Origin of the sequence: Flavobacterium yafengii (assembly GCF_030010375.1) — a bacterium.
GTDB classification, from domain to species: domain Bacteria; phylum Bacteroidota; class Bacteroidia; order Flavobacteriales; family Flavobacteriaceae; genus Flavobacterium; species Flavobacterium yafengii.
Window position 1 is genome coordinate 592,082 of sequence record NZ_JASCRY010000003.1, and the last position, 12,486, is coordinate 604,567.

General features: G+C 34.0%; 12 protein-coding genes and 1 pseudogene. 11 read left to right on the plus strand and 2 right to left on the minus strand.

Annotation, left to right across the window (positions count from 1 at the left end; genetic code table 11):
• Window positions 1–9: 9 nt before the first annotated feature.
• Window positions 10–2,304 (plus strand): translocation and assembly module lipoprotein TamL, encoded by a 2,295-nt coding sequence (gene tamL, locus QLS97_RS12820; RefSeq protein WP_282717174.1) that lies wholly within the window; start codon window positions 10–12, stop codon window positions 2,302–2,304.
• A gap of 75 nt (window positions 2,305–2,379) precedes the next feature.
• On the opposite strand, the gene QLS97_RS12825 is transcribed toward tamL, so the two are convergent.
• Window positions 2,380–4,887: a M14 family zinc carboxypeptidase gene (locus QLS97_RS12825; RefSeq protein WP_282717176.1), complete on the minus strand. Its 2,508-nt coding sequence runs from the start codon at window positions 4,885–4,887 to the stop codon at window positions 2,380–2,382.
• A gap of 238 nt (window positions 4,888–5,125) precedes the next feature.
• Between QLS97_RS12825 and QLS97_RS12830 the strand changes: the two genes are divergently transcribed.
• The 8 genes and pseudogenes from QLS97_RS12830 to QLS97_RS12865 all read left to right on the plus strand — a co-directional run bounded on the left by QLS97_RS12830 (window position 5,126) and on the right by QLS97_RS12865 (window position 10,344).
• Window positions 5,126–6,553: an L-serine ammonia-lyase gene (locus QLS97_RS12830; protein WP_282717178.1), complete on the plus strand. Its 1,428-nt coding sequence runs from the start codon at window positions 5,126–5,128 to the stop codon at window positions 6,551–6,553.
• Window positions 6,554–6,638: 85 nt separating this feature from the next.
• Window positions 6,639–6,809 (plus strand): hypothetical protein, encoded by a 171-nt coding sequence (locus QLS97_RS12835; RefSeq protein ID WP_282717180.1) that lies wholly within the window; start codon window positions 6,639–6,641, stop codon window positions 6,807–6,809.
• Window positions 6,810–7,082: 273 nt separating this feature from the next.
• On the plus strand, window positions 7,083–7,472 hold the full coding sequence (locus QLS97_RS12840) for a hypothetical protein (protein ID WP_282717181.1): 390 nt from the start codon (window positions 7,083–7,085) through the stop codon (window positions 7,470–7,472).
• A gap of 84 nt (window positions 7,473–7,556) precedes the next feature.
• Complete coding sequence (locus QLS97_RS12845) at window positions 7,557–8,432, plus strand: HAEPLYID family protein (RefSeq protein WP_282717182.1); 876 nt, start codon at window positions 7,557–7,559, stop codon at window positions 8,430–8,432.
• A 143-nt stretch (window positions 8,433–8,575) separates the two neighbouring features.
• Window positions 8,576–8,782: pseudogene (locus QLS97_RS16940) on the plus strand (L-serine ammonia-lyase, iron-sulfur-dependent, subunit alpha); the annotation flags it as partial.
• A gap of 291 nt (window positions 8,783–9,073) precedes the next feature.
• Window positions 9,074–9,244 carry a hypothetical protein gene (locus QLS97_RS12855; protein WP_282717183.1) on the plus strand — a complete coding sequence of 57 codons (171 nt, stop codon included), beginning with the start codon at window positions 9,074–9,076 and terminating at the stop codon, window positions 9,242–9,244.
• 113 nt (window positions 9,245–9,357) lie between these two features.
• On the plus strand, window positions 9,358–9,990 hold the full coding sequence (locus QLS97_RS12860; protein WP_282717184.1) for a SatD family protein: 633 nt from the start codon (window positions 9,358–9,360) through the stop codon (window positions 9,988–9,990).
• 6 nt (window positions 9,991–9,996) lie between these two features.
• The gene (locus QLS97_RS12865) at window positions 9,997–10,344 is read left to right on the plus strand and encodes a hypothetical protein (protein ID WP_282717185.1); all 348 of its coding nucleotides are present in this window, start codon (window positions 9,997–9,999) and stop codon (window positions 10,342–10,344) included.
• A gap of 48 nt (window positions 10,345–10,392) precedes the next feature.
• Here QLS97_RS12865 and QLS97_RS12870 read toward each other — a convergent pair whose 3' ends face one another.
• Complete coding sequence (locus tag QLS97_RS12870) at window positions 10,393–10,824, minus strand: Cif family virulence factor (protein ID WP_282717186.1); 432 nt, start codon at window positions 10,822–10,824, stop codon at window positions 10,393–10,395.
• Between the two features lie 102 nt (window positions 10,825–10,926).
• Between QLS97_RS12870 and panB the strand changes: the two genes are divergently transcribed.
• The gene (gene panB / locus QLS97_RS12875) at window positions 10,927–11,745 is read left to right on the plus strand and encodes a 3-methyl-2-oxobutanoate hydroxymethyltransferase (protein WP_099715002.1); all 819 of its coding nucleotides are present in this window, start codon (window positions 10,927–10,929) and stop codon (window positions 11,743–11,745) included.
• A 33-nt stretch (window positions 11,746–11,778) separates the two neighbouring features.
• The gene (locus QLS97_RS12880) at window positions 11,779–12,468 is read left to right on the plus strand and encodes an RluA family pseudouridine synthase (RefSeq protein ID WP_282717188.1); all 690 of its coding nucleotides are present in this window, start codon (window positions 11,779–11,781) and stop codon (window positions 12,466–12,468) included.
• The last annotated feature ends 18 nt before the right edge of the window (window positions 12,469–12,486 follow it).

Sequence of the window (12,486 nt, forward strand, 5' to 3'; positions counted from 1 at the left end):
ATAAATCCGATGAACAAGAGCCCTTTAATATACTTTCTTTTTTTAGGATTGTTCGTTTCCTCCTGCAGCAATACCAGATTTTTGCCTGAAGGAGAACTACTGTATACGGGTGCAAAAGTAACCGTGGAAGGAAAAGAAGTCTCCAAAAAAGAAAAAAAAGCATTAAAAACGGCATTAAAAGAAGTAGTTAGACCAAAGCCTAATTCTTCGATTTTGGGATTAAAACCGAAACTATACATCTACAATTTGGCTGGGACGCCAAAGAAAGAAAAAGGTTGGCGCTACTGGTTGAGAACTAAAGTAGGCGAAGCTCCCGTTTTATACAGCCAAGTAGATTTAGAATACAACAAAAGTGTTTTGCAAAACTTTGCCGAAAACAGTGGCTATTTCAACACAAAAACATCGGCAGATTCAACCCGACATGGTAAAAAAGCAACCGCAGAATATAGTGTAAAACCAGGGAAACAATATAAAATTAAAGAAGTAAAATTCCCCACGGATTCCTCCATAATTTCGACTGCAGTTCGCAATACCAGACGAAGAAGTCTGTTGAAAAAAGAAGAAGGATACAGTCTTGATGCCATCAAAGAAGAAAGAGTTCGCATCGATGCCAGACTGAAGGAAAAAGGATTCTTCTATTTTAATCCTGATTATCTTAAAGTACAAGTGGATACAACTGTTGCAAACCATCAAGTGGATCTTATTGTAAAAGTAAAAGACGAAGCTCCAAAACGGGCAGAGACACCATACAAAATCAATAAAATTATTGTTTATCCAAACTATTCAATTGGTTCCGACAGTGTAAAAAACAATATGGATTCCATCAAAAAATACAATGACTTAACCATTATTGATCCGGAGAATTTATTTAAACCCCGCATTTTTGACAGAGCATTATATTTTAAAAAAAATGATTTATACAACCGCACCGATCATAATTTATCCTTGAATCGATTAGTAAATCTTGGGACTTTCAAATTCGTAAAAAATCAATTCAGAGTTTCTGATACAACAGGAAATTATCTGGATGCGTATTATTATCTGACGCCATTACCAAAAAAATCAATACGACTGGAATTATTAGCCAAAACGAATTCTGCTAATTATACAGGAACGGAACTCAATTTGAACTGGAGCAATCGAAATACTTTCAGAGGTGCTGAATTGCTTACCATCTCTGCTTTTGGAGGTGTTGAAGTACAAGTTTCCGGTCAGAATAATGGATTTAATGTATACCGCATTGGAACCGAAGCGAATTTAGTTTGGCCACGATTGGTCGCTCCTTTTAAGCTAAATTCTCCAAGTGGTTTTGTTCCAAAAACGAAGGCAACATTAGGATATGAATTTCAAAACAGAACCAAATTATATTCCCTGCAAACCTTCAAAGGTTCGTTTGGTTATTTATGGAAAGAAAACGAACGAAAAGAGCATTTATTTAATGTAACTGAGATTACGTATGCCAGTCCGCAAAATGTAACTGCGTTGTATCAGGAACAAATCGATGCGAACCCATCGTTAGAAAAAGTCATTGAAAAGCAATTAATTTTTGGACCAACCTATTCCTATACCTACACTAATACACTTCAAAAAAGAAAGAAAAATACCTTTTATTACAAAGGAACGATCGACTTAGCCGGTAACATCGCCGGATTAGCTTCAGGTGCAAACATTGAAAAAAAGGACGCCATTAAATTATTTGATGTTCCTTTTAGTCAATTTGTTAAAATAGAAAATGATTTCAGACATTATTATAAGTTCAGTCCAGATTCTCAACTGGCCAGCCGAGTTATTGTAGGCGCTGGATATGCTTACGGAAACTCCCGTGAAATGCCATTTATAAAGCAATTTTTCATTGGTGGAACCAATAGTTTACGAGCCTTTAGAGCACGTTCTATTGGTCCGGGAAGTTTTGATGGCGCATCAACGAATACCAATACTTTTTTACCTGATCAATCCGGTGATATAAAATTGGAATTTAATACTGAATACCGAGCTAAAATTTACGGATTGGTGAAAGGTGCTTTATTTATAGATGCTGGAAACATCTGGCTATTGAATGAGAATCCGGATAAACCCGGAGCCAAATTTTCAAAAAAATTCCTGAACGAAATAGCCGTTGGAGCCGGAGCCGGTTTGCGTTTCGATTTCTCGTTTTTGATTCTGAGAACAGATCTCGCCTTCCCTATTCGAAAACCATATTTACCCAATGGTGACCGTTGGGTTTTAGATCAAATCAATTTTGGAAGTGGCGCTTGGCGAAAAGAAAACTTGATTTTCAACTTGGCTATTGGCTACCCTTTTTAAAACTATACAGTCTGAATAAAAAAGAGCACGATGATTTCGTGCTCTTTTTTATAAAAGGTATTCGTATTTTATTATTTAATCCACCAAGAATAATGCATTGCTGAACAATAAATTTCCGTTTTCCCAGAAACCTCTAAACAGCGGATTATCTACCATATAAATTACTTCGCCATTTTCTTTTTTGTCCACAGCAAAGCTTACGGTGTTATTCAATTTCTTTTTGATTTCATTACCTACAAAGCCATAACTCTTATAATCTTTAGGCACATAAACAACATTTGTTGCTTTTTTCAATAATGAATAATGTCTGTCATCCGTTTTTAAACTGAAATATTTATCTCCTAAACCAAAAGACATTGGATGTGTTTTATTCAAAAGATTCTCAATAATAGCACCAGGAATCGATTTAGAAATATACCTGCGTTCTGTATCTTGGAAATCTAAGAATCGCTCTTTTAATTCGTTTTCCGAGGCTTCTTTTTCAGAACTAAGTTTGTCTTCATCCGTAGCAAAAGGACTCAAAGCATATCCTTCTTTTCCTTCAAATAAACTAAGGGCACTATTCATGGCAATTACTTTCCCCCCATTTTTGACCCATTCTCCAATTTGTTTTTGTTGATCTTCCGAGAAATTGTAATACCCATCAGGCAATATCAATGTATTGTAATTGTATAATTTTATTCTTTTAAAATTATCCGCGTCCACAACACTTACTGGATAACCCACCGTTTCTTCCAGATAATACCAAACAGAACCAAATTCAGTAGAACCAACTCCTTTGCCTGACAATAAAACAATTTTAGGTGCTTTCAATAAATTAAAATTTTCGCCGCCAACATCTTTAGAATTCGAAGAAAAACCAGTTAAGATATAATTAAAATCTGTTTTTATTTTTACTAATTCTGTAATCGTTTTTTCAAAGTCAACTACTTTAGGATTATCTGTTTTGGTAACCAGCAAACCTCCTGGCTCTACAGTTGTATCACCAAAAACGGCTTTTTTCATCGCTGACCTAACCTTAATATTATTTTGGTGCAACAAAGACAAAACTTGGGCTGAGATTCTGTTATTCCACGGAATATGAAATGCATATACATTTTGAGGAATCGTTTTTTCCAGTACTTCAATTGACGCTTTTGTTTTAATGACTAAACTATTTTTCACCGCATATCCTTCAACTCCATACGCCAAAGGCAATGCCCAAGAGGTAATGTCATACGATAAACTGTCATTTAGTTTTTGGTTTGGTTCAAAAAGTACCTGCGCAAAAACAGCTTTTTGTTGGTCTACTTTTACAATTAAATCATTGGGCTCAATCGTGAAACCTTTCTCTGTTTTTGTATTGTAATTGAATCCGGATGCTTTTTGACTGGCATCAGCATAACTGAATTCTACATTATTCTTTTTCAACAAATCCGCCATTTGAACTAACTTCGGATTGTTTTTCATCACGTACATTTTATAGTTTCCCTTCACTGTTTTTCGGGAATTATTCATAAAACCTCTGAATCCTTTCAGCAAAACATCTGCTTGAGATGCCGCCGATTCTACAACCGTCAAAACTGCTGTTGCGTGATGCGTCAATCGGTCTTTTATAGTCAAATTGATTCCATTACTCATCACAACTTCTCTTCCCGCTCCTATTCCTCCTTGTTCCAATGTCATTCCTACAGCTCCGTTGTAAGTAGGATATGTATCGCCATAACTTGGATAAAACAAATCAAAACGTTCACCGGTATTGTACATCCAGTTTTGCGCATCGAATTTTTTAGAAATATTTTTACCTAAAGTGTAATGAAAATCTTTTTGATACTTCTCAATATATTCATGCAACGGTTCTGCTGATGGTGGAAAGAAATAGGGAGAATCGTATCCCATTTCGTGTACATCCGTATGAACTTGAGGCATCCACTGGTTGTATAACGCAATACGCTGTTGCGTTTCCGGTTGCGTTTGCCAAGCCCAGTCTCTATTTAAATCAAAAATATAATGGTTGTATCTTCCACCTGGCCAAACTTCCATGTGCTCTCTGTCTGACAATTCCGGGTGCGTTTTTTTACCTGAAATTTCTCTTAACCAATTTCCGTATCTGGAATATCCATCTGGATTTATACATGGATCAAGGATTACAATGGTATTTTCTAACCACTTTTTAGTTTCTGTATTCGAAGGATTTACCAATTCGTAAGCTACAGTCATAGCGCTTTCGGTTCCGGCAAATTCATTTCCGTGAACATTAAAACTCAACCATACAATTAATTTATCGCCAATCATTTGAGATTTATTTTCGGATAAACCAATGGCTGCTAAATTGTTGTTTCTAATTTGTTCCAAATTAGCTAAATTCTCCGGACTGGAAATAAAATACACATTCAAGTCTCTTTGTTCCGGAGTGACTCCATATTTCTGGTGTTTGATCAAAGTGGACTTTTCCGTAAGGTGCTTGAAATAATTTTCAGCTTGATGATAATAGGTTATTTGTTTTCCGTAATTGGGTAAAAACTGGGAAGGACTTTGCACTTGTGAATGAACGCTTAGCACCAAAGTTAGCATTAGATAAAAAGAAAAAACGGTCTTTTTCATATTTTTTTGGGTTAGTTATGCTTCAAAAATAGCCATTTACGAAGTATTGCACAAGCTTAATTTCGGATTAGTGAAATATTGATTTTACCAAACCTCTAGTTTTTATTAATTTATTTTTTGTTGAAGAATAATAACAATACAGCAATATTCATTATTAAATAAACAATATTATTCTGTTTTGGATTAGTATCATTGCTACATTCTATTATATTTGCAAACAACAAAATTCACACTACACATGGAAGAATGTATCTCAGTTTTTGACATGCTAAAAATTGGTGTTGGACCTTCGAGTTCGCACACACTTGGACCTTGGAGAGCTGCCGAACGCTTTCTTAGTGAATTGAGAAACGAAAATTTAATTCATTCTGTAAACAGGGTAAAAATAGATTTATACGGTTCCCTTTCCTTGACTGGTAAAGGACACGCCACAGATTTAGCCGTAATGTTGGGTTTAAGCGGACAAGATCCAGAATACATTCCAATAGAAAATATTAATACAATCATCAAATCCATTGAATCAAAAAACGAAATCATTTTAGGAAACGAAAAAACAATTCCTTTTTATTTCCTCCAAGACATCGTTTTCAATAAAAACTTCCTTCCTTTTCATGCCAATGGAATGACTTTTACGGCTTACATGACTGATGATAGCGAATACGTTTCTACTTTTTATTCTATTGGTGGCGGATTTGTGGTCAAAGAAGAACGCATCAACGCCAAGAAGAAAATACAAATAAAATGTGCTTTTCCTTATCCAATTGAGAAAGCAGCTGAACTATTAGATTATTGCAAAAAAGAGAACAAATCCATATCAGAAATCGTTTATGAAAACGAAAAATCGATGCGCACCGAAACTGTTATCGACCATGAATTGATGCGCATTTGGAAAACGATGCTCGAATGCATGTACATTGGTTGCCATTCCGAAGGGATTCTTCCCGGCGGATTAAACGTGCGTCGCCGTGCTTTTGATATGCACCAAAACCTCATCGGTTTAGCCAATTATGATTCGCCACAAACCTGGCTCGAAGAAATCAGAAAAACAGAAGTAAAATTTCGCCAAATCTTGAAATGGGTTTCCTGTTTTGCCCTTGCGGTAAATGAAGTAAACGCTGCTTTAGGTCGAGTGGTTACTGCTCCAACGAATGGAAGTGCGGGCGTTATTCCTGCTGTTTTGATGTATTATTTAGTGATTGAAAACCACAATGCCGGGGAAAAAGAAATCAAACAATTCTTGATGGTTGCCGGAGAAATAGGCAGTATTTTCAAAAAAGGTTCTACAATTTCTGCAGCAATGGGTGGTTGTCAGGCCGAAATAGGTGTTTCTTCCTCGATGGCTGCCGCCGCATTATGCGAATTGATGGGCGGAACTCCAGAGCAGGTTTTAATGGCTGCCGAAATCGCGATGGAACATCACTTGGGATTGACTTGTGATCCTATTGGCGGTTTGGTTCAGATTCCGTGTATTGAACGAAATACGATGGGTGCCATAAAAGCGATTAATGCCGCTGAATTAGCCTTGGAAACCGACCCAAAAAACGCAAAAGTTCCTTTGGACAAAGTGGTGGACACGATGTGGCAAACCGCTAAAGACATGAACAATAAATACAAAGAAACCTCTGAAGGCGGATTAGCTATTGCCGTGAATATGGCGGATTGTTAAATTTCATAACACAAATTTAAAACACAAACAATCTAAAATTCAACTATTTATAGTAGATTTAATTTATATTCTTAAATCAAAAACTATGGAAATCAATTGGGTAATAGTTAGCATTGTAATCATTTGTGTGCTTATTTTGATTGTATTTCTTATTAGAAAAAATCAAAAGGATAAAAAAAAATATACCAATTTTTTAAACAATGACTATAAAAAAGCAAATGAAGAAGAGTCAGATTTGAATGATGACACGTATTAATTTGTATTTTGAGTGGTTTTAATTTTTTAGTTGATTAATCCAGTAAGCCATAATGCACTACTGAAATCCAAAAATAAAAAAACCGTAAACAGATTAGTATAATCGCTGCAAACAAAGGAGATTTGAAAATAGCAATAGCACTATTTGTTTAAACTTAAAATCAGCCTGAAAAGTACCATTGAACCACGGAATTTAATTTGACTCGCATAAATTCTAATGGATTTTAACGAAAATTTACAACTATTAAGCAAGAAAATATTGTAATTATGCAAAATGATTAAACAAATCCGACATAGTTTTTTAACCCGATATTTTTGGTGTTTCATGTCGTTATACTTGCTTAACTGCTTTGTTGATTCCCCTGATGTACAACCAGATTACTTTACTGAGGATCTAACCTATAATGACCAAGAAAGTATTATTGAAATATTTGTTGAAAAAGTGTTAGGATTTGAAAATGCTATAGCCGAATACGATGACAATGATATAAACCAAAGTTCCTCTTTAAAAAGCAATTTTTCCATAGATTTTTTTGTTTTACCAATCATTACCCTTAGCGGAAACAAAAATTATATGCGCTTAAAAAAGGAAAATTTAGCGGTACAAAATTCAATCCTTTTGACCCCATATTTTAAAATTCACACCCCTCCTCCAGAAGCTTAATCTGTTTTTTTATCATTAATCCCCTTTATTTTCTTATGAAAACGAAGGTCTTCATTTTGTATAACAGAAATAAAACAGATTAAAATGACTACCCAATATTTAAAAACAAAGGTATTTACCTTATTATTAACTGTAATTGCAGTTGCCAATTCTCAAGCACAAACAGAAAAATACCAAGAAAACAGTATTAAAGACAGTCTTTATATTCAAGAAGTTGAAGGCAAAAAAAAACGAACAAAAGTTTTACACGCTGAACCCTTGTATATTGACCTAATTAGAGATTTGGGAGCCCGAAAAGGGGAAAAAGAATGGAACCTAGGCCTTGGTTTGACAGACAATATCACTCATGACGAATACACAGCTTTAATAGAATATGAATGGGCGCCAATTGATAGATTAGGGCTTGAAGTAGAATTACCTTTTTCAATTTATTACCCCACTACTGGAAATTCGAATGCACCTGAAAGTAACTTAAACAGTATAAAATTAGCAGCGCAGTATACTTTTTTTGTTTCAGAAAAAAAGAAAATCTCGATGGCTATTGGCTATATTCATGAATTCATGTTGCCGAATTTTAACAGCTACGGCAATAGCACTTTGATAACCGGAAATGGGTATAATCCGTTCTTAGTGATTGCCAAACGCTGGGGACAAAATTTCCATACCTTATTATATACCGGGCCACAATTTAAGCACCATTTTTCAGATAATTCAACACAAACCAACTGGCAAATTAATTCAAATATCCACTACATGATTCCCGGAACACGGAATTTTGTAGGTCTTGAGTTTAATAAAGAAATTAATAATAATGATTTTGATATGACCATACGACCTCAAATGAGAGTAGAAATCACAGATAATTTACTGATAGGAATAGTAACCGGAATCCCTATAAATAGAGAAAATCAGCGGTTCAGCTCCTTTTTACGACTCATATATGAACCCTCCTCACATTAAAAAAATTAATGTTTTTATCCCTTTTCTAAATCATACATTTTCGGTGATAAAGCGTCATAAATTCGTAAGTCAAAATTATTGAAAGCGTCTGTTCTTACTTTTGGTGCAGTAAAACAAAATGTGTCGAAAACTATTTTAATTTCAATTATGATTCGCCGCAAACCTGACTCGAAGAAATCAGAAAAACGGAAGTGAAATTTTACCTAAGCCTGAAATGTGTTTCCTGTTTTTCCCTTGCTGGAAATGAAGTGAATGCTACTTTAGGCTTCGTAGTTACTGCTCCAACAAATGGAAGTACGGGCTTTATTCATTCCGTTTTAATGTATTATTTAGTGATTGAAAACCATAATACCTGAGAAAAGGAAATCAAATAATTACTGAGAGCTGCCTGAGAAATTAGCATTTCTTCCTCGATGGTTGTACCCGCTTTATGCGAATTTATGAGCGGAACTCCCAACAGGTTGAATGCCTGCCGAAATTGCCATGAATATGGTGAATTGTTAATTGGACTATTCTATTTTTAGAATTACTTTTTTTGTTCTGAGTAAATTTTCATTTTACCTAGTCTAAATTTAAAATACTGATAATCTAAAATTCAACTATTTATAGTAGATTTAATTTATATTCTTAAACCAAAAGCAATGGAAATCAATTGGGTAATAGTTAGCATTGTAATCATTTGTGTGCTTATTTTGATTGTATTTCTTATTAGAAAAAATCAAAAAGATAAAAAGAAGTACACTCATTTCTTGAACAATGATTACAAAAAAGCAAAAGAAGAAGAGTCAGACTTGAATGACGACACGTATTAATTTGTCTTGTTAAATTTTAGAATTTGAATTTATCTTTCTTTTAATTTCACTAAAAATGAAATTATATTAATTATTTCACTATTTTTGAAATAATTAATATAATTTCATTTTTTATGAAACACTACATCTTAATGGCGGATATTATTAATAGTGGAAAAAAGGAGCAAAAACCACTAATGGAAGATTTCAAAAATCTAATAGAAGAGGTAAATGAAATCTATAAAACGGATATATTATCCCCCTTGACTATTACTTTGGGTGATGAATTTCAAGGCATAATAAAAAACTTAGCCGCATCAATTCAAATTATTCTTACTTTAGAGGAAAATTGTATTCACAAGAAATTAAATTTTAAATTACGCTATGTTTTGAATCAAGGCGAAATAGAAACGCCCGTAAATGAAAAGATTGCTTATGAAATGTTAGGAAGCGGTTTAACGGAAGCAAGATTAAAACTAAATGATTCGAAATATAAAAAATTTAGATTTAACATTACCATAGACAATCTATTACAACGAAGTATTTTGAATGATGCTTTCATAATTTTTGAAAATATTACAGACAAATGGTCTTTAAAAAATGACTATGAATTGGCCTCAAATTTCATACAATTCAAAGACTATAAAATCGTTTCTGAAAAAATGAATAAAACCCGCTCATTAATATGGAAAAGAGAAAAAACATTACACATGGAATCCTATTATGCGACAAAAAATATATTTCATACAATTACCTCAATAAAATAAACGCATATGGCTGTATTTCAATTTATGGTTTTAATTCTTTCTACAGAAGTACTTCTGGGTATATTTTATTATATTATCACGCCCAAATCAATTCGAAAAACTAAACTTATAGATTATAAATCCCTTCTTAAAGGAATCGTTGAACGAATCTTTTTATTAGTTTCAATGATTAATGATTATCCACATGCCCTTACTTTATTTGGTGCTTTAAAATTGGCTACACGATTAAAAAGGGACGATGAACAAGATAAAGTAAAACAATCTCTATACAACGATTTTTATTTAGTGGGGAATTTTATTTCGGTTATGATCGCAATTTTCTACGTTTTTCTTTATAAAAAATACATTGGATAAAACGATTAACTACATCTCATAAATCTTTAAAATACTACCAGACCAAAACTACTTTCTTCGGGTATCAATAAGATGCACTATTTTCCAAGTGTTATCTTTTTTGAAAAGTGTAAAAGCATTCACCCCTTTATGACTTAATTTCCCATTTAGATAAAACTCATAAGGTGTCCAAGCGTGCGCCATGCTTCCATCTACTTGAATAGAATAACTCAGAATTTTTTCCTGAAACTTTAATTCAGCAGGAATAGAAGATATGGATTTAAAAAATACTTGTGGTTTTTCATTGGATAATTTGGTGCCTTTTGCATTCTCAGCAATGGATTGTAAAATCATCGTATCGTCACAAAGAGCCTGTAATTTCAAAGTATCTTTGGCATGAAAAGCCTCGAAAAAAGTTTCAACGACTTTTTGAATTTCTTGATTTTGAGCCTGAGAATTAGCGTATATAAATAACACAAAAATCAATAAAAATTTCTTCATCTTATCTTAGTTTAATTAAATGATTCTACAAATAACATTACTGTTACATTTTTGAGTTAAAAATATACATTTTATTACCTTTACAATCTTAAAACAACAAATATGTCTGTCGCAAAAAAAGATTATAAAAGGATTACTACAAAATCACTGATTGAGATGAAAGCCAATGGAGAGAAAATCTCCATGCTTACCGCTTATGATTATACTATGGCAAAAATCGTTGATACCGCCGGAATTGATGTCATTTTAGTAGGTGACTCTGCTTCGAATGTTATGGCTGGTCATGAAACGACTTTGCCGATTACATTGGACCAAATGATTTATCATGCATCATCTGTTGTGAGAGCAATCGAAAGAGCGTTGGTTGTTGTGGATTTACCTTTTGGAAGTTACCAATCAGATCCTAAAGAAGCATTGCGTTCTGCCATCAGAATTATGAAAGAAAGTGGAGGTCATGCGGTAAAACTGGAAGGTGGTAAAGAAATTAAAGATTCTATCAAAAAAATATTAAACGCCGGAATTCCAGTGATGGGACATTTGGGTTTAACACCACAATCTATTTATAAATTTGGAACCTATACGGTTCGTGCCAAAGAAGAAGAAGAAGCAGATAAACTTATTGAAGATGCTAAATTACTGGAAAGATTAGGCTGTTTCGGATTAGTATTAGAAAAAATTCCTGCTCATTTAGCCGAAAAAGTTGCCCAAAGTATTTCGATTCCAGTAATTGGTATTGGTGCCGGTGGCGGTGTTGACGGACAAGTTTTGGTAATTCACGACATGTTAGGAATGAACAATGAATTTAGTCCTCGTTTCTTGAGAAGATACATGAATTTATACGAAGGAATGACAACTGCCATCGGTCAATATGTTGCTGATGTGAAATCAAGTGATTTTCCTAATTCAAGCGAACAATATTAAGCCCCTAAACCCTACCTAAAGGGGAATTGAAAAATGAAAATAATTTCGAATAAAAACAACCTTCAAGTGCTACACGAAGACAACCATCTTATTGTGGTAAACAAGCGTGTAGGCGATATTGTACAAGGCGATAAAACGGGCGATAAACCATTATCTGATGTGGTGAAAGAATACATCAAAGACAAATACAACAAACCGGGAGAAGTATTTCTGGGAGTGGTACACCGTTTGGACCGACCTACAACCGGAATAGTCGTTTTTGCTCGAACCAGTAAAGCATTGACGAGAATGAATGAATTGTTCAGCAACCGCGAAACTCAAAAAACGTATTGGTGTATTGTCAAAAATAAACCTTCAAAGTCCGAGGATAAATTGGTTCATTTTCTGAAAAGGAACGAAAAAAACAATACTTCAAAAGCACATTTAAAAGAAGTTCCTGAGAGCAAATTAGCCAGTTTAGATTATAAAACCATCAAGGAACTCAACAATTATTTTGCTCTGGAAATTAATCTTCATACAGGGAGACACCATCAAATCAGGGCACAACTTTCGGTTATTGGCTCACCCATAAAAGGCGATTTGAAATATGGTTTTGATCGAAGCAATCCGGATGGAGGCATTCATTTGCATGCCCGTAAATTAGTTTTTGTACATCCTGTTACCAAAGAAAATATAGAAATCATAGCACCGACACCGGATGATGTGATTTGGAATGCAGTTTAATTTGATTATTATGTTTCA

Coding starts and splice junctions, on each gene's coding strand:
- QLS97_RS12845 (WP_282717182.1), top strand. CDS start 7,557: ATGACTACCCAATATTTAAAAACAAAGGTATTTACCTTATTATTAACT.
- QLS97_RS12825 (WP_282717176.1), bottom strand. CDS start 4,887: ATGAAAAAGACCGTTTTTTCTTTTTATCTAATGCTAACTTTGGTGCTA.
- QLS97_RS12870 (WP_282717186.1), bottom strand. CDS start 10,824: ATGAAGAAATTTTTATTGATTTTTGTGTTATTTATATACGCTAATTCT.
- QLS97_RS12860 (WP_282717184.1), top strand. CDS start 9,358: ATGAAACACTACATCTTAATGGCGGATATTATTAATAGTGGAAAAAAG.
- QLS97_RS12865 (WP_282717185.1), top strand. CDS start 9,997: ATGGCTGTATTTCAATTTATGGTTTTAATTCTTTCTACAGAAGTACTT.
- QLS97_RS12830 (WP_282717178.1), top strand. CDS start 5,126: ATGGAAGAATGTATCTCAGTTTTTGACATGCTAAAAATTGGTGTTGGA.
- QLS97_RS12880 (WP_282717188.1), top strand. CDS start 11,779: ATGAAAATAATTTCGAATAAAAACAACCTTCAAGTGCTACACGAAGAC.
- tamL (WP_282717174.1), top strand. CDS start 10: ATGAACAAGAGCCCTTTAATATACTTTCTTTTTTTAGGATTGTTCGTT.
- QLS97_RS12840 (WP_282717181.1), top strand. CDS start 7,083: ATGATTAAACAAATCCGACATAGTTTTTTAACCCGATATTTTTGGTGT.
- QLS97_RS12855 (WP_282717183.1), top strand. CDS start 9,074: ATGGAAATCAATTGGGTAATAGTTAGCATTGTAATCATTTGTGTGCTT.
- QLS97_RS12835 (WP_282717180.1), top strand. CDS start 6,639: ATGGAAATCAATTGGGTAATAGTTAGCATTGTAATCATTTGTGTGCTT.
- panB (WP_099715002.1), top strand. CDS start 10,927: ATGTCTGTCGCAAAAAAAGATTATAAAAGGATTACTACAAAATCACTG.